This window comes from Algoriphagus lacus, assembly GCF_003583985.1.
GTDB lineage: Bacteria > Bacteroidota > Bacteroidia > Cytophagales > Cyclobacteriaceae > Algoriphagus > Algoriphagus lacus.
Window position 1 is genome coordinate 282,811 of sequence record NZ_QXML01000006.1, and the last position, 21,731, is coordinate 304,541.

General features: G+C 42.8%; 20 protein-coding genes. 9 read left to right on the forward strand and 11 right to left on the reverse strand.

What is annotated here, in order from left to right; genetic code table 11:
- Nucleotides 1-40: 40 nt before the first annotated feature.
- From D0X99_RS13605 to D0X99_RS13620, 4 genes are read right to left on the reverse strand one after another with little or no spacing between them, the layout of a single operon-like run.
- Nucleotides 41-919, reverse strand: coding sequence for a 3-hydroxyacyl-CoA dehydrogenase (locus tag D0X99_RS13605; protein WP_119478381.1), 879 nt, complete (start codon nt 917-919; stop codon nt 41-43).
- Nucleotides 920-925: 6 nt separating this feature from the next.
- The gene (locus tag D0X99_RS13610; protein WP_119478382.1) at nt 926-1,954 is read right to left on the reverse strand and encodes a phosphotransferase family protein; all 1,029 of its coding nucleotides are present in this window, start codon (nt 1,952-1,954) and stop codon (nt 926-928) included.
- Nucleotides 1,944-3,158, reverse strand: coding sequence for an acyl-CoA dehydrogenase family protein (locus D0X99_RS13615; RefSeq protein ID WP_119478383.1), 1,215 nt, complete (start codon nt 3,156-3,158; stop codon nt 1,944-1,946). The genes D0X99_RS13610 and D0X99_RS13615 overlap by 11 nt, the downstream gene beginning before the upstream one ends.
- Nucleotides 3,159-3,167: 9 nt before the next feature.
- Entirely contained in the window at nt 3,168-3,935 is a 768-nt protein-coding gene (locus D0X99_RS13620; protein ID WP_119478384.1) for an SDR family NAD(P)-dependent oxidoreductase, read from the reverse strand.
- Nucleotides 3,936-4,141: 206 nt separating this feature from the next.
- Here D0X99_RS13620 and D0X99_RS13625 point away from each other — a divergent pair, with 206 nt between their 5' ends.
- Together D0X99_RS13625 and D0X99_RS13630 are read left to right on the forward strand one after the other, a co-directional pair.
- Complete coding sequence (locus D0X99_RS13625; protein WP_119478385.1) at nt 4,142-5,110, forward strand: zinc-dependent alcohol dehydrogenase family protein; 969 nt, start codon at nt 4,142-4,144, stop codon at nt 5,108-5,110.
- 70 nt (nt 5,111-5,180) lie between these two features.
- On the forward strand, nt 5,181-5,603 hold the full coding sequence (locus D0X99_RS13630) for a hypothetical protein (RefSeq protein ID WP_119478386.1): 423 nt from the start codon (nt 5,181-5,183) through the stop codon (nt 5,601-5,603).
- A 37-nt stretch (nt 5,604-5,640) separates the two neighbouring features.
- Here the strand turns inward: D0X99_RS13630 and D0X99_RS13635 are convergent, their stop codons facing one another.
- The 3 genes from D0X99_RS13635 to tyrS all read right to left on the reverse strand — a co-directional run bounded on the left by D0X99_RS13635 (nt 5,641) and on the right by tyrS (nt 9,284).
- Nucleotides 5,641-7,071 (reverse strand): amidohydrolase family protein, encoded by a 1,431-nt coding sequence (locus D0X99_RS13635; RefSeq protein WP_119478450.1) that lies wholly within the window; start codon nt 7,069-7,071, stop codon nt 5,641-5,643.
- An 86-nt stretch (nt 7,072-7,157) separates the two neighbouring features.
- On the reverse strand, nt 7,158-7,853 hold the full coding sequence (locus D0X99_RS13640; RefSeq protein ID WP_119478387.1) for a TetR/AcrR family transcriptional regulator: 696 nt from the start codon (nt 7,851-7,853) through the stop codon (nt 7,158-7,160).
- 138 nt (nt 7,854-7,991) lie between these two features.
- Nucleotides 7,992-9,284, reverse strand: a complete 1,293-nt coding sequence (gene tyrS, locus D0X99_RS13645) for a tyrosine--tRNA ligase (protein ID WP_119478388.1) — start codon at nt 9,282-9,284, stop codon at nt 7,992-7,994.
- A gap of 160 nt (nt 9,285-9,444) precedes the next feature.
- Here tyrS and D0X99_RS13650 point away from each other — a divergent pair, with 160 nt between their 5' ends.
- On the forward strand, nt 9,445-12,678 hold the full coding sequence (locus D0X99_RS13650) for a S41 family peptidase (protein WP_119478389.1): 3,234 nt from the start codon (nt 9,445-9,447) through the stop codon (nt 12,676-12,678).
- Nucleotides 12,679-12,751: 73 nt separating this feature from the next.
- Here D0X99_RS13650 and D0X99_RS13655 read toward each other — a convergent pair whose 3' ends face one another.
- Nucleotides 12,752-13,081, reverse strand: a complete 330-nt coding sequence (locus D0X99_RS13655) for a BlaI/MecI/CopY family transcriptional regulator (protein ID WP_119478390.1) — start codon at nt 13,079-13,081, stop codon at nt 12,752-12,754.
- 172 nt (nt 13,082-13,253) lie between these two features.
- A complete protein-coding gene (locus D0X99_RS13660) occupies nt 13,254-14,003 on the reverse strand; it encodes an acyl-CoA desaturase (protein WP_119478391.1) in 750 nt (249 codons plus the stop codon).
- 141 nt (nt 14,004-14,144) lie between these two features.
- On the opposite strand from D0X99_RS13660, the gene D0X99_RS13665 reads away from it, so the two are divergent.
- On the forward strand, nt 14,145-14,510 hold the full coding sequence (locus tag D0X99_RS13665; RefSeq protein WP_119478392.1) for a phage holin family protein: 366 nt from the start codon (nt 14,145-14,147) through the stop codon (nt 14,508-14,510).
- Here D0X99_RS13665 and D0X99_RS13670 read toward each other — a convergent pair.
- Nucleotides 14,499-14,942, reverse strand: a complete 444-nt coding sequence (locus D0X99_RS13670; protein WP_199708095.1) for an AlbA family DNA-binding domain-containing protein — start codon at nt 14,940-14,942, stop codon at nt 14,499-14,501. The two genes, D0X99_RS13665 and D0X99_RS13670, sit on opposite strands and share 12 nt — an antisense overlap.
- An 86-nt stretch (nt 14,943-15,028) precedes the next feature.
- Here D0X99_RS13670 and D0X99_RS13675 point away from each other — a divergent pair, with 86 nt between their 5' ends.
- From D0X99_RS13675 to D0X99_RS13695, 5 genes are all read left to right on the forward strand, one after another.
- Nucleotides 15,029-15,586 (forward strand): hypothetical protein, encoded by a 558-nt coding sequence (locus D0X99_RS13675; protein ID WP_119478393.1) that lies wholly within the window; start codon nt 15,029-15,031, stop codon nt 15,584-15,586.
- A 59-nt stretch (nt 15,587-15,645) separates the two neighbouring features.
- A complete protein-coding gene (locus D0X99_RS13680; protein WP_119478394.1) occupies nt 15,646-16,548 on the forward strand; it encodes a histone deacetylase family protein in 903 nt (300 codons plus the stop codon).
- A gap of 96 nt (nt 16,549-16,644) precedes the next feature.
- Nucleotides 16,645-17,271 (forward strand): OmpH family outer membrane protein, encoded by a 627-nt coding sequence (locus D0X99_RS13685; protein WP_119478452.1) that lies wholly within the window; start codon nt 16,645-16,647, stop codon nt 17,269-17,271.
- 100 nt (nt 17,272-17,371) lie between these two features.
- Nucleotides 17,372-18,343 carry a deoxyhypusine synthase family protein gene (locus tag D0X99_RS13690; protein WP_119478453.1) on the forward strand — a complete coding sequence of 324 codons (972 nt, stop codon included), beginning with the start codon at nt 17,372-17,374 and terminating at the stop codon, nt 18,341-18,343.
- A gap of 2 nt (nt 18,344-18,345) precedes the next feature.
- The gene (locus D0X99_RS13695; RefSeq protein ID WP_119478395.1) at nt 18,346-19,998 is read left to right on the forward strand and encodes an OmpA family protein; all 1,653 of its coding nucleotides are present in this window, start codon (nt 18,346-18,348) and stop codon (nt 19,996-19,998) included.
- Nucleotides 19,999-20,053: 55 nt separating this feature from the next.
- Here the strand turns inward: D0X99_RS13695 and D0X99_RS13700 are convergent, their stop codons facing one another.
- Nucleotides 20,054-21,514, reverse strand: coding sequence for a Gfo/Idh/MocA family protein (locus tag D0X99_RS13700; RefSeq protein ID WP_119478396.1), 1,461 nt, complete (start codon nt 21,512-21,514; stop codon nt 20,054-20,056).
- Nucleotides 21,515-21,731 lie beyond the last annotated feature (217 nt).

Genomic DNA, 21,731 nt, shown 5'->3' on the forward strand with positions numbered 1-21,731 from the left:
TAGGTCACCCTCATCTACGAAGAAAGCCGGGATTCTGGACTTACTTTACAAAATCCTGCTCTTTGTATGTCGGATTGGGATAGGTATAAAAACCTTGCCCTGATTTTTCGCCTAGTTTCCCCTGTTCCAAATACGATTTGAGCAAAGCTGCAAAAGCCTGAGAAGCCCGATCAGGCATTTTATGGGTCACGTGCCAGGCGGTATCCAGTCCGATGGAATCCAAAATCCCAAAAGGTCCCATTGGCATGTGGAAATTCACCATCCAGGAGCGATCAATGTCCTCAATTGAGGCCACTTCGCCTGTAAGTAGTTTTCCGGCAGCACCAATCAAAGCCATCAGCATGGTGTTGAAAATGTAACCCGGGTTTTCCTTTTTCACTAAAACAGGAACTTGGTTAAGCTTCCTTCCCAAATCTTCCAGGATTGGGATCAAAGCAGGGTCTGTGCCGGGATGAGGCATTATATCTACGACTCTTGAATAAAAGACGTCGTGAAAATGAAAAGCACAAAATTTCTCCGGTCTGCCCGAGTCTTCAGCAAACATTGAGGGCAGCATGTAGGAAGTATTGGTAGTGAAAATGCATTTCTCAGGTGCAATTTCCCCAAACTGTCTCCAGACTTTTTTCTTGATGTCAGCTTCCTCTGTTACACTCTCATTGATGAAATCCGCATTCTCTACCGCCTCGGATGGACTTAGGGTAAACTTGATTCGGGATAAAACTTCCAAGTCCTGCCCTGCGCTGATTTGACCGGATTTGTGGAGTTGACGAAGGATTTTTTGCATCGTAGTGAGGGAGAAATCCAGGGATTTTTGTTGGATATCATACACGGTTACGTTAAATCCTGAAATCCCAGCTTGCAAAGCAACTCTGGAGCCAAGCGTTCCGGCACCAAGAATGCAGATGTTTTTAATGATCATTATGGGTTAGATTTTTTCAGTTTGGATGGTTTGTTCCGCTTTTTTTCCGGCAGCGATGACGACATGAATCAGACTTGCAAAACGTGGGTCACTGGCGAATCCCATTGAAAATCGCCTGAAAATTTGCTGGGCAATTACAGCGACTTTAAAGAGTCCAAAAATGTAATAGTAAAGCATATTTCTCAAGTCGAGCGGGCTTCTAGCAGCGTAGTATTCAATCACATCCTGTCGGGACATATTCCCCGGAAGATGCGACATGTTGAACATTTTCAGGATATCAGGATCATCTGCCTCCGCCCAATAAGCCAAGGAAGTACCCAGATCCATCAAAGGATCTCCGACTGTAGCCATTTCCCAGTCCAATACAGCCTTGATTTCAGAAGTGTTTTCAGAATTTAAAACGAGGTTATCGTACTTGTAGTCATTGTGGATGAATCCCACATTTTCCACCTGAGGCAAAGAGGTCTTGAGCCATTCTGCGACATTCTCCATTTCAGGAAGATCGTTGGTTTTCGCCCGAAAGTACCGGTCGATCCAGCCCTCCACCTGTCGTTGCACATAGCCTTCCGGTTTGCCCAACTGGATCAACCCTGATTTTTCCAATTCAAGGTGGTGAAGCTCCAAAAGGCTGTCCAGTGCATTTTCAGAGAGTTTTTTAAATTCAGATTGGCCAAAGGTTATTCCGTTTGGAAGTTTATTTCGTAAGACTATTCCTTCTACAAACTCCATCAGAAAGAAAGGTGCGCCAAAGATGCTCTCGTCAGTTGACAGAAGAATAGGTTTTGGGCTTTTGCTGTAGCCTGCCTTTTCCAAAGCTGCCAAAACCTTGAATTCCCGTTCCATGTCATGAGCCTTGCTGATTTTCTCTCCAAATGGTGGACGGCGTAAAGCGAATTTTCCCTGGGGAGTTTGGACCAGAAAAGTGATGTTGGAGAAGCCACCTGAAAGTTTGGATATCACGATCTGGTTGGATGTACACTGAAGCCTGTTTTCCAGAAAATTCTTGAGGCTTGAAAACGCTAGCTCATTTTCCATCGGAAGCGTAATTTTTCAAAATGCTCTTTGCCAAAGCTGATTTGTGAACCTCATCCGGACCGTCGTAAATCCGGGCTCCCCGCTCATGTCTATACCAGAAGGAAAGGAGGGTGTCATCGGTAATTCCCAATGCGCCGTGAACTTGAATAGCCCGGTCAATTACTTTCATCAGGACATCTGCCACGAAAAATTTGATAGTGGATATATCCTCTCTTACAGCTTTTGCTCCGAATTGCTGCATTTTTTGGGCCGTATCCAATACCATCAATCTACTGGCTTTGATCTCGGCACGACTTTCGGCAATCCAGTTTTGGATCGTTTGCTTTTCTGCCAAGGGTTTTCCCAAATCCAGTTCCCTCGAAAGTGCACGTTTACACATTAAATCAAAAACCCGTTCACAGATTCCGATCCAGCGCATGCAATGATGTATTCTTCCCGGTCCAAGCCGTTCCTGAGCCAGGGCAAAACCTTGACCTTCCAATCCGATGAGATTCCCAGCAGGGACAATGCAGTTTTCAAATTTCACTTCTCCATGAGAGAGGTAATCTTCCCCTGCCTCGCCCATGATGGGAATATTTCGGACCAGGTGGTAGCCAGGATTGTCCAAGGGCACTATGATCATGCTTGCCCGGTGATAGGGCGATTCCGCATATGGATTAGTGACAGCCATTACGATGGTAAACGCTGCCCCATCGGCGGCAGTGGTAAACCATTTATGGCCATTGATGTGGTAATTATCGCCCTTTCGAACTGCCGTGGTGCTGAGATGAACCGGATTGCTGCCTGCATGGGCTGGTTCTGTCATGGCAAAACAACTTCGTATTTCACCTTTTTGGAGCGGTTTTAGCCATTTTTCCTTTTGCTCCTCCGATCCAAAAAGATGGAGGAGTTCCATATTGCCAATGTCCGGAGCATTGCAGTTGAATACATAATGTCCGATTGGACTTTGACCAAGAATCTCAGAAACCTGGGCAAACTGAACCAAGTTCAAGCCAACACCTCCCTCTTCTTTGGAAAGGTGAGGGGCAAAAAGGCCAATAATTTTAGCTCTGGAACGGAGGGTTTCCAACTGTGGTAAAAAACTACGGAAGGGCCCGCTGACTACCTGTAAGTCAATAGGAAAAAGTTCTTTTTTGACAAATTCACGGTATGTTTCAAGAAGTTCCGGAAGCGCTTCCTGAGGAAAATTTTGGGTCGAATGCATGCGTTGTGATTAAATCGTAAAACCGCCGTCTGCTGTGAAAACACTTCCAGTGGAATAGGAGGAAGCCGGAGAGGCCAAGAATAGCGCCAAAGCTCCGATTTCTTCACTGGTACCGGCCCGTTTGATTGCCAGCTGCTTCATGATCATGGACATAATTTTATCATTTGTCCAGAGTGCTTCCGAGAATTTGGTTTGGATCAAGCCAGGACAAATCGCATTTACGCGGATTTTGGCTTCACCCCATTCTTTCGCAAATACTTTGGTCAGGGAAATCAATGCGGCTTTGGATACGGAATAGATCCCAAGACCCGTTTCGGGTGAAATTCCTCCGATCGAACTGATATTGATTACAGAGGCAGCGGCGGACTTTCTGAGGTAGGGAAAGCAAAGCCGGCAAAGGTGGAATGGAGCCTTGACATTGACATCCATGATTTTGTCGAAGGCCTCTAAGCTGGTCTCATGGACCGGTCCAAATACCGGATTGGATGCTGCATTATTCACCAGAATATCAATTGTTCCGTATTTCGCAACTGTTTTTTCCACAAGTCCGGGAAGCTCAGCCATATTGCCCACATTGCAGGCGATGCCGGTCACTTCATAGCCTTTGGCAATGAGCTTGTTGGCCATTTCATCCAGCGCATCTTGCTTCCGGCTGCTGATTACAACTTTTGCTCCGGCAGCGGCAAATATTTCTGCGATGCTAAAGCCAATTCCTTTACTGGCGCCTGTCACTAGCGCAACTTTTCCCTCAAGGGAAAAAACAGAGGATAAATCCATGTGATTTGGGTTATATTTAAACATTAAGATAGGAAAAAATAGGTGAGGTAAAAGTGAACAGGGAGTTACATTTAACGCTAACCTGATAAAAATCAATTCATCAAAACCCAAATGAAATTGAGAAGGACCCTAGCTAAAAACCTCAGGAATAGCTTATAAGGCCATGCTAGATTTCAAAAGATTTAAGAAATTCAAATAATAACCACATGAAAGAACTCATTTTCACCCAAACTGGGCTTCCGTTAGATGTCCTTCAGTTAATTGATGGACCTGTTCCGACTCCTAAACCGCATGAAGTATTGATCAAGGTAACAGCAAGGAACATCAATCCTTCGGATATCATGTTTATACGAGGTATGTACGGAATTACTCCTAAGCTGCCAAGCAGTGCAGGATTTGAAGCTTGCGGTGTGGTGGAGAAGGGAGATGAAACTGGAAAAATTAAGGCCGGAACTCGGGTCATGTTTACCGCGATAGGCACTTGGAGAGAATATGTATGTGTTCCTGCGGCTTTGGTTATTCCTGTTCCTGACGCAATGCCGGACGAAGTGGCTTGTCAGGCTTTCGTCAATCCCATGACTGCTTATGGGATGATTGAAAAATCAGGTTTGAAGGCAGGAGAGTGGCTGCTGATCACGGCAGGAGCTTCTGCGTTTGGGAAATTTGCCATCCAAATGGCTAAAGCGAAGGGGATAAAAGTAGCAGCTACTGTACGCCATGATGCTCAAAAAGCAGTTCTAAAAGAACTTGGGGCAGATTTGGTGATCAATTCGGAGACCGAAAAATTGCAGAAAGTCATTCCTGAACTTACTGAAGGCGGAGTTCATGTCATTTTTGATGCTGTAGGCGGATTGCTTGGTGCGAAGGCTTTGGCCTCATTGAGACCCAAAGGCCGAATGATGGTTTTCGGGGCGCTTGCCTTGGACAATATGTCAATCAACAGTGGGTTGCTGATTTTTAGAGACTTGAAAATCGAAGGGTTTTGGTTGAGTACCTGGATTGAAGAAATGCCGGAGTCCGATCGGACTAAAGCTTTCCGAAACGTTTTTGGATTTTTGATGAAAGAGGATTCAAAAATCGACGTGGAAGGGAAGTTCACTTTGGATCAGTTTAAGGAAGCTTTGGCGGCCTATGATACTCCTGGGCGAAACGGAAAAATCCTTTTGGTTAGTTAATTTCTCAGGTTTTATTCGGCTAAAATTTGAGATATAGCCATCTTTGCGCTTTCACTTAAAAGATCACTTCATGAATTGGGATCAGCTGGACCAGCAACTCACCGAAATCGTACAAAAAAGAAATAAACTCAGTCAGATGGATTATAGCGATGAAAGCTATGACGACCTGGAGGAGGAATTGCATGATCTGGAAGATGAATTCAATGATGAATATGAGGTGGTTTTTGAGCCTCAGCTGGAAAAAATCTACTCCAAGCTCAAATCAGACACGGATATCCTTCTTCCTACAGCCTATTTGGCCAACAAATACAAGGAAATGCTCCCCGATGCCAAAGGAATAGTGACCTATGAGGTAAGCGGAAAAGAAGGGGTTCCAATCGAATCAGACCAGTTTGACAAGATGGATGTCCGAATTGTTTTGGTTCCCAATCCAGCGCGGTTTGTTCTGATTGTGAACGGAAAACCAATGAAAGACCTTTGGAGAAGCAGATAAAAAAGAGAGGCTGTCAAAACTGACAGCCTCTCTTTTTTTATTCCTTCGATTCTTTTGTTTTTACCCAAGCTTTAATCTCACTCAACATTCGATCTAGTTCTTCTCTGGAGTAGTATTTTCCTTCGGCAATTACAGATTCAATGCTTAGGGTATTTTCGATTTTTTCCAGAGGGTTGGAGTTCAAAATGACCAAACTGGCCCTTTTCCCGGCTTCAACAGATCCGTACTCTTTTTCCAAACCAAAATAGGATGGGCCGTTGAGAATTGATGCCTGAAGTGCTTGGAGCGGACTGAGACCATACTTGACCATCAACGCCAATTCCCGGTGAATAGCCAATCCCGGGTAATCATAAGTATTCAGGTAGCCTGCATCTGTGCCAGCGATGATTTTCATTCCGGATTTCTGTACCAACGGAAGCAATCTTGCCGCAGCCTCAAATTGAAGTTTTCTATTTTTACGGCTTGTGGAGTCCTCTTTTGCATAGCGCTCAATCCTCCATTGATAGCTTTCCTTCAGTTTTGGACCGAGGTAACTCAGGATAGTGTCGCCGGAAAAATTCAAAGAATCCAGATAAGCGATGTTGTAACTGATGAGTAAAGTTGGAACCACTCCAGTTCCCTGCGCAGCAAATTTTCTAAAGTTTGATTCTGCTACAGAATCCGATAAGGTACTGAACTGAAGTTCGTTGGCTTCCTCCGGTGAAAGCTTGTTTGAGATTTTTTCATCTCTAATTCGCATTTCTTCTGCAGTCGCAGCTCGCAGCAAATAACCCTGATGCTCGATGGTTGTCAGACCTGCCAGCGAAATCTCATCCAAGGTAATTCCCGGATGAACATGGCCGGAAACAGACCAGCCACGACTTTTTGCTTTTCGGGTCGCAGACAAAAACAGCTCGGGTGAAAGTGCATTATCCGTGATTTTTACAAAATCGACTTTAAGCTTATCCAATGAATCCAACGCTTGGTCCAACTCTTCTACCGTTCCAACTTCCAAATCTCCGGGCCAAATGGAGTTTTTTCCTTCGATTTTTGGGCCGGAGGTAAAAATCCTGGGACCTATCCGTGTCCCTGAATTGACCTCATTTCTCCATTTCAAAACTTCTGGTGCAATATCTCCAGCCGCATCACGGACAGCCGTAACTCCAAAAGCCAAATAGAGCGGGAGCAACTGCTCGTTTTCATCTACATAGTCAGCTCCTCCAAAGTGAACGTGATTATCCCAAAGACCAGGTAAAATAAATTTTGAGGTGGCGTCAATTTCGGTTTTTCCCGAAAATTGGGTCAACAAGCTATCTCCGCCCGTGAGAAGAATCGAATCCCCTTGGATCAGGATGACTTGATTTTGGAAAATTTCTCCGGTAGAAACCTCAATCAGTGCTCCATTCTTGATCAAAAGATCTACTTCCTTTTTCGAAGTACAGGCAAATGAAAGTCCCAAGGCAATAAAGGCCCCAATTAAAAATTTCATGTGTTTATAATTGATTTTAATTGGCCACATGGAAGGCCCTGAATAATCATCCCCCTGTGAGAGAAGCTTTTCTAATGGGCATTTCATCAGAATAGGCTGGTTTGAACGATAGCCGGTCTGCTGGCTTGAATTGTCCCTCTGAGCATGTCTTGCATCAGTTTGATAAATCCCGGTAACCAGGCTTCTGCACTGATTTTAGCTTCTTTTCCTTCGTAACCAACAGGACCGCTCATCTTTTCGAAACCAATGATCATGCTCCAAATGGTATAAAAGGTGATTTCAGGCTGAAGTTCCGGTCGAATGCTTCCATCTTTAATTCCAATCGAGACCATCTGAATTCCCAATTTGACAGGCTCATGGTGGATTTCAAGAAGCTTGTGGAAATGAATGGAATCCAGTATCAATGGATCAATTTCCATTCTTTGGGCAGGTTCGTTGTATTTTTTCAGCACATCCAGGAAGTGCAAAATCGCTTGGTAATAAACTGGATGTTCCTTGGAGAAAAAGACAATTTTACCCACCAAGTCCGTGATCATTTCCAATCCGTTTTTGCCTTTGGACCGAAGCACTTCACGGAACTCTTCCTTGAACTGATCGAAGGCTTTTTTGGTCAAGGCCATGAACAGGTCTTCCTTGTTTTTATAGTAAAAATAGGTCAGACCTTTGCTGATTCCTGCCCGTTTGGCCACGTCTTCCATCCGGGTAGACTGAAAGCCTTTGGTTGTGAAAAGTGCGACCGCCGAATCCAGAATGAGTTTTTCCTTGTTTTTTTCTCCTGCCATGAGTGAAAATGTAACTTTCAAAAGTGAGCTCAAAGATATTAAATCGGAGTCAAAAACGAGCGTGCTATTTTGTTGGGTAGGAAATAATAAAAGGCCTTGGAATTGATTCCAAGGCCTTTTCAACTGGCTGTCAGCTGTTTATTTTACTTCCAGTATGTAATAATTTTTCTTGCCTTTCTGGACCAGTAAGTACTTGTTTTGAAGTAGGCTGAAGGTCAAGGGAGCATTGGGATCCGCTACTTTTTCTTTGTTAATGCTTACCCCACCTCCTTGAATCATTTTGCGAGCCTCGCCTTTGGAAGGGAAGATCTGCGCTTGGGTTTTTTCACCAAACAAATCCAAAATACTTTCGATGCCGACGAATTCCTCCTTGCTGATTTGAACTTGTGGGACACCCTCAAAAACAGCCAGAAATGTCCTCTCGTCTAAGGAAGCAAGGTCTTCGGTGGAAGATTTGCCAAAGAGAATTTCTGAAGCTTTTACCGCCATTTCATAGTCTTCTTTGCTATGAACCATGGTAGTTACTTGCTTGGCAATTTCCTTTTGGAGCAATCTTAAATGTGGAGCCTCAGCTTGCTCGGCTTCGAGTTTTTCGATGGTTTCTTTGTCCAATACCGTGAAGATTCGGATATATTTTGAAGCATCTTCATCGGACACATTCAGCCAAAACTGGTAGAAGGCATATGGTGAGGTCTTTTCCGGATCCAGCCAAACTGAACCACTTTCAGTTTTGCCAAACTTGGTTCCGTCTGCTTTGGTAATCAATGGAACAGTCAATGCAAAGGCACTTCCTCCACCCATTCTTCGGATCAGCTCGGTTCCGGTTACAATATTGCCCCACTGATCAGAGCCGCCCAGTTGGATGGTGCAGTTTTTGTTTTTCCAAAGGTGATAGAAATCATACCCCTGAATCAATTGATAGGTGAATTCTGTGAAAGAAAGACCGTTTCCATCTTCCAGACGTCTTTTAACACTGTCTTTGGACATCATGTAGTTTACCGTGATGTGCTTTCCTACATCCCGGATAAATTCCAGAAAGGAAAATTTTGACATCCAGTCGTAATTGTTGACTAGTTCGGCTTTGTTGGCTGTATCACCTGAGAAGTCCAGAAACTTGGAAAGCTGGCTTTGGATGCAGGCTACATTGTGATCAAGCGTAGTTTTGTCCAAGAGATTTCGCTCAGCAGATTTAAAGGAAGGGTCTCCGATCATCCCGGTTGCTCCACCTACCAGCGCAAATGGCTTATGTCCGGACCGCTGGAAATGCAGCAAGGTCATCACACCTACCAAATGGCCGATATGGAGGGAATCAGCAGTTGGATCAAAACCCAGATAGGCTGAAGCCATGCCTTTGCTCAGGTGTTCTTCAATTTCCGGGGTCATGTCCTGGAGCATTCCTCTCCATCTCAGCTCTTCTATAAATGAATTCATCGAAAAAGGGTCGTTTTTATTAGCGTGCAAATATAGTCCTTCGAGCCTGAGTATCGAAAGGAAGATCAGGCTTTCGGTAGGATTCCTTTTCCGTTCTTAAAATCGAGAAGAAACTCCGCCTTGTTTTTTGTTTACTTTGAATCCAAACTTAAACTACCCTATGAAAAAACATTTAACTCTTTTTGCGCTGGGATTCACCTTGCTTTTTGGAGGGCATGCTTCCGCGCAAACTTCAGCGAGTTGGCTTCGATATCCGGCAATTTCACCGGATGGAAGTCAGATTGCTTTTACGTATAAAGGGGACCTTTACCTTGTTGGGTCATCAGGTGGTAAAGCCACCCAGCTGACATTTCATGAAGCACATGACTTTAAGCCAGTTTGGAGTTCAGATGGAATGCAACTCGCTTTTGCATCTGATCGATATGGCAATTTTGATGTGTTTATCATGAATGTTTCCGGCGGAGAGGCCACTCGGCTTACCTACCATTCCACAGACGAAATGCCTTTTGACTTCAGTTCAGATGATCAGAAAGTGATCTTCGGAGCTGCCAGATTGGATTTGGCGGAGCATCGTCAATATCCAACCGGTTCTCAGCCGGAGCTTTATCAAGTGGGTAGAAAAGGCGGAAGAGTGGATCAGATTTGGACGATTCCAGCTGAGTATGTTCAAACAAATAAGGATGGGTCGAAATTGATCTACCATGATAAAAAAGGTGGGGAAAACGAATGGAGAAAGCATCATCAGTCCGGCATAGCAAGAGACATTTGGATGTATGATGCCAAAAAAAATGAGCACACCATGCTTACCAAATTCTATGGAGAAGACCGGAATCCGGTATTTTCTCCGGATGAAAGTGAAATCTTCTACTTGAGTGAAGCCAGTGGAAGCTTCAATGTTTACAGCATGCCGGTGGCAAATCCTGCTCAAAATCAGGCTTTGACCAACTTTACCAAGTTTCCGGTTCGCTTCCTTTCTATTTCAAACAATGGCCTTCTGTCATTCAGTTTTGACGGACAGTTGTATACCCTGAAAAAAGGAGAGCAAGCAAAAAAACTCGAAGTCACCATCGCTACCCAATCCATTTCCAATCCTGATAATTACATTTCCATCAATGGTGGGGTAAGAGAAATGTCTGTTTCACCTGATGGGAAAGAAATTGCTTTTATAGCCCGTGGTGAGGTTTTTGTGACTTCCGTTGACGGTTCGATGACTAAACGAATCTCCAATACACCTGAACAGGAACGGTTTGTTGAATTTGCTCCAGATGGGAAATCACTGGTGTATGCTTCCGAGCGAAATGGAAAATGGCAGATTTACCAAAGTTCAAAGGTCCGGGCCGAGGAGCCGTTTTTCTTTGCTTCGACCTTGCTGAAAGAAGAAGCCTTGGTGAGCTTGGGTCTGGACGCCTATCTGCCGAAGTTTTCCCCAGATGGAAAAAAGCTGGCCTACATCGAAGGACGAAGAAGTTTGAAGGTGTTGGATTTGGCCACAAAGACCTCTGTGACGTTGATGGGGCCGGATTTGCTTTTTCATATGAGTGACGGTGATCAGTATTTTACCTGGAGTCCTGATAGCAAGTGGCTTTTGGCAAGTTACAGACCTACGATGACCAATTCGGAAGTGGTTCTTTTGGATGCTTCCGGCAAGGAAAAGATGCGAAAACTTACCCAAAGCGGCTATTCAGACAACAATGCCAAATGGGTCAACGAAGGCAAGCAACTGATTTGGTTTTCCAATCGTGACGGGTTGAGAAGCTATGCGACCAGCGGACGAATGGAAGAAGACGTTTACACTTTGTTTTTTGATCAGGCTGCTTGGGACAAGTTCCGCTTGAGCAAAGAAGAGTTTGATTTGCTTAAAGAAATTGAAAAAGCCAAAAAGCCTGAAGACGGAGAGGATAAATCCAAGACTGAAAAGCCCGGAAATCCCGTTGTGAATCCCATCGTATTCAATTGGGAAGGATTTGAAGATCGAAAGTCAAGATTGACCATTCACTCTTCGATCATGGGTGATGCTGTTTTGTCCAAGGACGGAGAGAAACTCTTTTATCTCGCTCGATTTGAAAAAGGAATGAATCTCTGGTCTACCAATCTGAGAACCAAAGATACCAAACAAGAGATCGCCTTGGATGCAAATTCTGGACGCCTGGTTTGGGATAAGGATCAGAAAAACCTATTCCTTTTGGCTGATGGAACCATTTCCAAGATCAATCCGGAAACGATGAAAAGAGAAAGCATCAAGATCTCAGGGGAAATGACTTTTGACCGAAATGCGGAAACAGCACATCTTTTTGAGCACGTTTGGTTACGAACAAAAGGAATTTTCTATACGCCTGACATGCACGGAATTGATTGGAATGCCATCAAACCGGACTACCAGAAGTACTTGCCACATATTGGCAACAGTTATGAATTTGCAGAATTGCTGTCTGAGATGATCGGTGAGTTGAACGTTTCCCATGCTGGAGCCCGTTTTTCCAGAACAGTTTCCATGGCGGACGCTACGGGTTCTTTGGGGATATTCGTTGATTACAAGCACTCCGGCAATGGAATTAAAGTAACCGAAGTGTTAAAAGGAGGACCCTTGGACAAAGCTGACTTGGCGGTAAAACCGGGGATGATAATTGAGCGGATCGACGGAGAACTGATCACACCTGAATTTGATTTCGCAAAACTTCTCAACAGAAAGGCTGACAAATTCACCTTGATTGAAGTCTTGGATCCAAGCAATCAATCCAGGAAACAATACACCATTAAGCCCATTTCATTAGCTGCAGAAAACCAGTTGCTTTACAAGCGTTGGGTTAAGAAGAATCAAGAGGAAGTCGAAAAGCTTAGTGGTGGCAAACTAGGATACGTTCATATTCCAGGAATGAGTGATGGTCCCTATCGAAATGTCTATGAAGAAATGATGGGCAAGTATTTCGATAAGGAAGGTGTAATAGTAGACACCAGATTCAATGGTGGTGGCGACTTAGTGGCTGATTTGACGATGTTTTTTACGGGAGAAAGTTTTCTGACCTATGCTACCGCAGATAAAGTGGTAGGAGGGGAACCAACGGCCCGTTGGACTAAACCTACACTGGCGATGTTCAATGAGGCTAATTATTCGGATGGACATTGCTTTGCCTGTGGATACACTGATTTGAAAATTGGTAAAACGGTCGGTATGCCCACCCCAGGAACCTGTTCATTTGCCGGTTGGGAAAGTCTTCCGGATGGCACTCGCTGGGGAGCAGTTCCCATTTCTGCAAAAAATCAAGCCGGTGAATGGTTGGAAAACAACGAAACACGCCCACAATTTGAAGTAAAAAACATGCCTGGAAAAATTGATGCTGGTATTGATCAGCAGCTTGAAAAAGCAGTCGAGGAGTTGCTTAAAGACATCAAATAACTCTTTTAAAAAGAAAAAACCCGGTCTTATGAAACCGGGTTTTTTTTATTGCTTATCCACTTAAAATCACCGCTTATTGATAAGTTTTGGTGTTTAAAGACTCATCATTTTTGAAGAACTGGGTCATCTTAGCAAAAGAACTGTCGAAATATCCTTCCAGCATTCTCTTGATGATGAATGTTCTATACTCGTCTTTGGAAACGATTGGGAAATACTCATGGCTCTTTCCATAAGACTTATGGCTTACAAATCCTTTTCTTTCAAGTATTCTTACGATTGTAGAAACGGTGTTGTAAGCTGGTTTTGGCTCTGTCATTGGAGTAAGGATATCTTTAACGAAGCCGCGTTCGATATCCCAGAGGATTTGCATAATTTCCTCTTCTGCTCTGGTTAATGGTTTCATAAGGTGTTAAGTTTTAAATCGATAGAAAATTATTCGTTTAGTTCCTAAAATGCAAAGAAATAGTGTTAATAGTTTTACTATTTAGTTGATGTAACTCTCTAAACAATTGATTCAAAGGGAGAAAAAATAAAAAAGACCCCCATCGGAGGTCTTAATTTTTTATCTGAGTTACTTAAACTGTTCGTAATTTAATGATTCCTGTCGCATGCAATAGCTTGACTATCGGGTATGTTGGGTCAAATTCATACCATTTTACAGCAAAGTTTGGTCTGTTTGGAAGCTTGTGGTGGTTATTCTGGAAAAGCTCACCTAACATTAAAACATCCAGTAACAGACTGTTTTTGGACTTATCATTATTGTCAAAATTGGCATAACCATACTTATGGCCACTCCAGTTTACAATTGCGCCATGGACAGGACCCATCAAAAAGTGAATAGGAAGGAGAAAATACATCCACCAATGTGTGCCGGGTAATTCAAATACCGAAATGCAAAGCACGTAAAGTGCAACATAAAAAATACCCCAACCCAATCTTACAGCCATGTTGTCTGCAAACTTGTCAAAGTTATTCCAGTCAGGAATATCCTTTGAAAAGCGATCTTCAGGTTTAAGTTTGAAGCTGAAGTAATCGTTGTAAATATTTTTGGTTTTCCACATCATGGTGAAAAGGTTTTCGGTATGATGGGGGCTATGGGGATCCTTTGGGGTATCGGAGTAAGCATGATGCATTCTATGAAGAATGGCATAAGCTCGAGGAGATAGGTAAGAACTACCTTGCCAAATCCAGGTGAAGAAATAAAAAAACTTTTCCCAGTATTTGCTCATCACAAACATTTGATGGGCGGCATAACGATGTAGAAAGAAACTCTGGCAAAACAGGGAGAAATACCAGTGAAGTAGGAAGAAGATAATGATAATCACTCAGGCAATAATTAAGTATTGGTACAAATATAAGTTGATAAGGATAACAAACCTTGGCCGTTCAATGTCTAGAAACTAAAAATTGACCTGATAATAATCATTTTTTGGTCCTTTTTGAAGGGATTTAGTAATTTCACTCATATGGGAAATCAAAATAATGCAGGAAAGGTTCTAACAAAAATTCTGTTGGGAGGAATTTCAGTTCTTATTGCAGATTTTTTGCTAGGAGGTGTTAGCATTGACACCTGGCTTACTGGCTTCCTTTTGGCAGCAGTTATTGTTCTGATCAATTTCACCTTAAAACCTCTCATGATCATTCTGACTTTTCCGGTTACAATTCTCACCTTTGGCCTTTTTTTATTGGTAATCAATGCGTTAGTTATTTTAATTGCCGATTACTTTATTCCGGGATTTTCAGTTGATGGATTTTGGTGGGCTTTAGGATTTGCAATTGTACTTAGTTTGATAAATGGGGTATTTGGTAATGACCTAAGTTCAAACCGCTAAAGTTTGGTCATGGACACGTTTGTACGCTTTCATTTCGCCATTTGAACTCTTACAAAAAATTATAGGGCCTTCAGATTTTTTCACGATTACAAGTAAAAGTGATATTTCCTCTTCATCAGAAAACATTGGATATTTTTCATTACGAACTTTGATTTCTTTTACTGCAATTGAAACTCTTGGAACACAAAATTCCTCATTTGCTGATTCGATCATGTATCGTTCCTCTTCCGGGTCTATTCCGGTTATTTTCTTTTTGTCTGATAATCCGACCAAAATAAAACCGCCTTCAGTGTTGGCCAATGCGCCCAGAGTCTTGGCTATTTTTTCTTTGGAATTTATTTTTTGCTTGAAATCCAGTGTCTTACCTTCTTTTTGCTTGATCAATTTATTTACAAAATCCTGATCAAATTTTGTTGGTTTCATTTTATTCATTTACTTTCTAGAGTTATATTAAAAATAAAATTTGGCATTATCAGTTATTTAGATTCAACCTTCAAAGCACTTTAAAATTTTTAACCATGCCTTTTACCAATCCGGGATTCGACCCGAACAATATCGAGAATCTCAAATCTGAGCTAAAAAAATCAGGGAAAAATTTCAAAATTATCCCTGATGAAGAGAATTCAGATGAGTTTGTCAATTTCTATTTCATTGGAATGCATGAAGGACGTGAGGTTATTTACGATGCCGCTCTATATACGCTTCGCCTTCACCATGCCAGTGAGGTTTATGAACTTGCGGAGCATGAAGCGGCAAAAAAGTTTCCAAATTTCAAAAGTATCAGTTACGAAGAAGATGAAAATGGCAACATGAAGCCATTAACCAGCGAAGAAGAAGAGATCGGCTGGTTTATCACTGAAATAATCATGGAAATCGAGGAGGAAGAATCTGTGAAAGTTCAGGAATTCGTGGATATAGATACCAATCACGACTTTGGAATTGGCTTGGATGCAGCTTTAAATGTTGAAACCATATCCGAAAAGGTTATTTCAAAGTTTGTTCAGGAATTCAATGAAGATACGCTGACACTTGACGACACTCTTTATGCCTTTCAGACGGAAGAGGACGAGATCTGATTTTAGAAAAATTCAAAACATACATTTGCGGCGCTGGTTTAAAAACCAGCGCCTTTTTTATGCTCAAAGTTGCCTGGTCAGAATCCTATGCTCATTCGCTCCCTCCCGGACACCGTTTTCCGATGGAGAAGTACAATTTGCTGCCAGAACAGTTATTGTATGAGGGCACACTTACCCAGGATAACTTCTTTGTCCCTGATTTGCTGGACGAGAATGTGATTCTAACCACTCATGATCCGATCTACTTTGACAAGCTCAAATCTCAGAACCTAACCCGGTCAGAAATTCGTGCTACAGGTTTTCCACTTTCCCAAGAATTAATTCAGAGGGAAATTCAAATCGCAGGTGGATCTGTTCAGGCTGCAGTTTTTGCGCTTAATCATGGAATAGGGATGAATATTGCCGGAGGCACTCACCATGCCTTTACGGATCGAGGAGAAGGTTTTTGTTTGTTGAATGACTTGGCTATCACAGCCAATTTTCTACTAAAAAAACACCTTGCAAAAAGGGTTTTGATAGTAGATTTGGATGTACATCAAGGAAATGGAACTGCTCAGATTTTTAGAGGAAGACATGATGTTTTCACTTTTAGTATGCATGGTGAGAAAAATTATCCCCACCGAAAGGAACAGTCTCACCTAGACCTTGCTTTACCGGATGGAACTGGGGATGATCTTTACCTTAAACGTCTTAACGGGGTTTTGCCAAAAATTATGGAGTATTTTTCACCCGACTTTATGATTTACCAATGTGGGGTAGATGTCTTGAGTTCAGATCAGTTGGGACGAATGGCCTTGAGCCAGGAAGGCGTTCGACAACGGGATAAAACAGTTTTGACAATGGCTAAACGTCATCAAATTCCGGTGATGTGTTGCATGGGTGGAGGATATTCCAAACGAATCAAAGACATTATAGATGCTCATGCTCAAGTTTTTCGGTTGGCTCAAGAGATTTACTTTTAACGACTTAACTGATTTTAACTTCAAGCTGAATCGGCTTTTCTTGCAAAATCAATACTTTCTATATATTTGCGGCCTGTCAACCATAACGAATTAAAAGTGAAAAAAGGATTAAAATTCATCGCGGTACTGGGATTAGCATCAGTACTATTCTATTCCTGTGATCAAAAAACCGCTTCTACTACCGAAGGAGCTACTTCTGAAGAAAGAGTAGCTGCAGGTGATATAAAAGTGGCTTTTGTTTATACAGACTCTGTTATCAACAAGTATGAATACTTCAAAAAGTTGTCCGCAGATATCACCGAAAAGGGAAAAAGATTTGACTCTGACCTTCAGTCCAGAGCAAGGGGCTTTGAGCAGGAAGTAGCCACTTTCCAGCAAACCGGAGGAGGAATGACTCCAAACCAAGCAAGAGCCAAGCAGGATGAACTGATGCAAAAGGAGCAGAACCTGATGACTTATCGAAATAACTTGATGCAGGAATTATCTGCTGATGAAGCTAAATTGATGAATGATGTATACGAGCAAGTTCAGGCCTATATGAAAGACTATGCCAAGGAAAATGGCTACGATATCATTCTTAGCTATACTCGCGGTGGAGCGATGTGGTATGCTACCGAAGCAATTGATGTGACAGCCTCTGTTGTCGATGGTTTGAATAAAAAATATGCAGCGAATCCATCTGGAGTAACTACCACTCCAGCCGACTCAACAGCCAAAAAATAAAAAAAGTAAAAATTGATTGTCTCAAAACCCGGATTTTATCCGGGTTTTTTTGTGGGTAAAAATTGGGTATTTTTGCGCCTCTATTGAAAACTTGAACGAAATGAAAATCACGGAATTTTTAAAACACAACTACCGCCACTTCAATGCCGCTGCTTTGATTGACGCTGCAGAGGGTTACAAAGCACATTTGGATAACGGAGGAAAAATGATGGTCACACTTGCCGGTGCAATGTCCACTGCTGAATTGGGAATTTCCCTGGCAGAAATGATCCGTCAGGATAAGGTTCAGATCATTTCCTGTACCGGTGCCAATTTGGAGGAGGATGTGTTTAATCTGGTTGCGCATGATTACTATGAGCGCGTACCCAATTACCGTGAGCTTACACCTGCACAGGAACAGGCACTTCTTGAAAGACACATGAACCGGGTGACGGATACCTGTATTCCGGAAATGGAAGCCATGCGTCGGATCGAAAATGTGATTTTGGAAGAATGGATGAAGGCTGATGCAGCGGGCGAGCACTATTTCCCACATGAGTTTTTCTATAAAATCCTCCTTTCAGGCAAGTTGGATGCATCTTTCCAGATTGATCCTAAAAACAGCTGGCTATTAGAGGCGGCAAAGAAAAACCTTCCTATCATCGTTCCAGGATGGGAGGATTCTACCTTGGGAAATATGTACGCAGGCCATGTGATTTCCGGCGATGTGAAAAATGTGCACACCGTTCGCAGCGGGATTGAGTATATGATGTTCTTGGCTCAATGGTACACCCAAAACGCAACAGAAAAAAGTACCATCGGATTTTTCCAGATTGGCGGGGGAATTGCAGGTGACTTCCCAATCTGTGTGGTACCGATGTTGCATCAGGACTTACAGCGGACAAATGTGCCTCTTTGGGGCTATTTCTGCCAAATCTCAGATTCGACTACTTCGTATGGATCTTACTCAGGAGCTGTTCCAAATGAAAAAATCACTTGGGGCAAACTGGGACAGGATACGCCAAAGTACATTATCGAATCCGATGCAACGATCGTAGCACCACTGGTATTTGCCATTGTGCTGGATCAATAAGTATGAAAAAAAATAAACGATTGGTATTCAAAGCAAGTGGCCTCGCGCTGCTTGCTTTTTCTTTTTTCTCTGAAATTGAAGCTCAACAGCTTCGATCGCTTTCCGGGGCAAATAGCCCAAATGACGACACTAATCCGGTTTGGATCGGGAATAACACCTTGCTATTTACAAGGGCTTTTCACCCATCCAATCTTGGTGGAGCTAGCGATTCAGGAGATATTTGGATGACTCGCAAAGGAGCAAACGGCGACTGGGAAGAAGCGACCCATCGGCCTGATCTTAGCAGCAGAGGATATGATCTTGCATTGGGTTTGGAGGATGTTTTGACCTTGTTGATTTTAAGGATCGAAGCAGGTAAAAGCTCAGTTCATCAATTTTCAAAATTTGGTCAAGACTGGAATTACCTCAGATCTGTAAATTTTCCAGGATTAGATTCCTTCGATGGTCCGGTTTCCGGAAGAGTGGCTACCGGTGGAAAAGTGATTTTCATTGCGGGTAAAAGAACAGGTGGTTTTGGGAATGAAGACATTTACTTCAGTGAAAAAACAGGAATGTCCGATTGGTCAGAACTCAGAAATCTTGGACCAACCATCAATGGTTTTGGCCAGGAGATGGGGCCATTTTTTGATCCTGCTACTAACCAATTGTATTACTCTTCAAATTCTCATCAGGGAGCTAGCGGAAAGGATATTCTGATTTCCAAGCGAATGGGGGAAACATGGGATAGTTGGAGTAAGCCTGAAAAGTGGGATCAAATCAGTTCCCGCGGTTCGGAAGCTTCAATCACGTTTATCAGCAAGGATGAGGTTGTTTGGACGAGCACACAAAACAGTGATGGTTTTGCGGATTTGATGACCTTTTCCACTCCTGTTCCTTTGGTGATTCCTACTGAGTTTGTGGCCCCTGTACTTCCTCAGCCAAAAACGGAAGAGCCTAAAAGTTTGGCTAAGACTACCCAAGTGGAAGAAGTGAAACAAGAAACTGTGATAGTTAAGTTGACTGACTCAACTGATGTTAACCTTTCAAAACCTCCTGTTGCTCCCCTGGAAAAACCAACTGTGAATGTTGAATTGCCCATTTCTTGGCTAGTTGTAGATAGTAAAAGCAAAACTGAATTACCTTTTACCATAGCTTTTTTAAAGGGGGTAGAGGAAATTGATTTTCAGGAGGTTTTACTCCAATCAAAATTGATTGAGGAAGGAATTTCTTCGGTCAAGATTTCTTCTCCAGGATACTTTCCAAAGCAAGTTCCGATTGAATCCTTGGATCCAAAAACCAAGACAGAAGTCCAACTTACCAAAGCCCAACCTGGAAGTACTGTTTTACTGGAAAATGTGAATTTTAAGCGAGGTACCGCTGAATTGGAAGGGGAGAGTACTGAGGCTAGTCTAAGTGATTTAGCTGCATTTCTAATTGAGAATCCGCAGATTAAAATCCGGATTAATGGACATACTGATAATGTGGGAGACCCTGGACTGAACAAAAAGCTTTCATTGGACAGAGCAGGAAGCGTTCGCGACTTTTTGATCAGTAAAGGGGTGAATTTTGAAAACCTAAGGATTTCCGGATGGGGAGGCACGCGGCCCATTGCTTCCAATGCCACAGAGGAAGGCAGAGCCAAAAACCGAAGAGTCGAGTTAGCAGTAGAGAACTAAAAAAAGGGCTTCCATCTAATTGGAAGCCCTTTTTCATACTTGGTGTTTAAAAAAATTATAGGGTATGATTCCCTCGGTATTCTCGCCTCACAAACTGGTTTGCTGGTTCGAAATTGGTTATTTTCATATTGGCACCGTCCCAAATTAGTTTGATTCCTCTACCCGGATAATCAAATTGGTTGTTTGAACCTGCTCTTGGGATTCTGTAATCGTAGCTTCGGATAGCCAGATTCCCCATCAGAACGGATTCGGTCAAAGGTCCTGCAACTGAGAATGGAGAACTTAATTTTTTGAATTGATCAGAACCATATCCTCCGATGCAAGCTTCCACCCAGTTGTTGTAATGGCCTCGGTCACCTTCAGGAACTCTGTATTCAGTTTGCGGAACGCTTACTTCCTGAGTGCGTTTGGTAGGAAGCAATTTTGGATTGGCTCCATAGGTCGAGCACATCATTTTACCTTTTGTGCCTTCAATAATTACACCGTTTCCACCATCTCCCATGATTTCATTAGGCTCAAGTTCCTCTGGCCTGGTTGGTTGAATACCACCATCCATCCAATGAAATTCAAGATCCGGTTTTCCTGGCCGGTCAAATCGTAGCGTAATATGTGAAGAAGGAGGGCAGCTTTCGGGAAAATAACCCCTTTGGAACTCTCCGACATAAACTGATCCTACTGAGCATTCAGCAGATTTGGGATACCCAAGTCCCAAAACCCGAAATGGTGGCTCTATGATGTGACAGGCCATGTCTCCCAAAGCGCCTGTACCATAATCCCACCAGCCTCTCCAATTGAAAGGAACCAAATTCCCAACATAGTCTTTATAAGGGGCAGTACCTAGCCAAAGATCCCAATCGAGGTCCGCTGGAGGTGCAATTGGGGTTTTTGGCCATTCAATTCCCTGAGGCCAAACCGGTCTGTTGGTCCAAGTGTACACTTTTGTCGCTTCGCCGATCAGTCCGGCATTGTACCATTCGACCATTTGTCTTACTCCATCTCCGGATGATCCCTGATTACCCATTTGAGTAACCACTTTATATTTTTCTGCAGCCTCAGTAAGCATTCTGGCTTCATAGATGTCATGAGACATTGGTTTTTGAACGTACACATGTTTGCCCATTTTCATAGCCATCATAGCTTGAGCCGCATGCATGTGGTCTGGTGTGGAGACGGTTACTGCATCGATATTTTTCTCTTCCTTTTCGAGCATGATGCGGTAATCCTTGTAATAGGCTGCTTTAGGATGATCATCCCGGCTCTTTTTTGCCCGAGTATCGTCCACATCGCAAAGTGCAATCATATCTACTTTTCCGCTTCTGAAAACTCCACTTACATCTCCGGCACCCATACCACCGACCCCAATGCTAGCAACTCTCAATCGGTCACTCGGGGCGATGTATCCCGGACCTCCAAGCACATGTCTTGGGACAATATAAAATCCGGCAAGGGCCAGTGCAGAGCCTTTGATAAAACTTCTTCTTGAGTTCTGTTCAGGGTTGGAATTACTGTTTTCCATTGTATTGTAGGTTTATTAGAAACTGAAAGGCTCAAATTATCAAATGACTGATACTAATCCTTGGATTTTGCTTAAAAATTGAATGGAAAGTTGATTTTGTCCCATGTGAAAGGTATTGGAAAGACCTGTTCTATTGAACTTGATTGGCAACCCTGGATTTTTAGATTTTATATAATTAGTGGAAAAGAGATATTTAAAAATTTCAAGTAAGTTTATG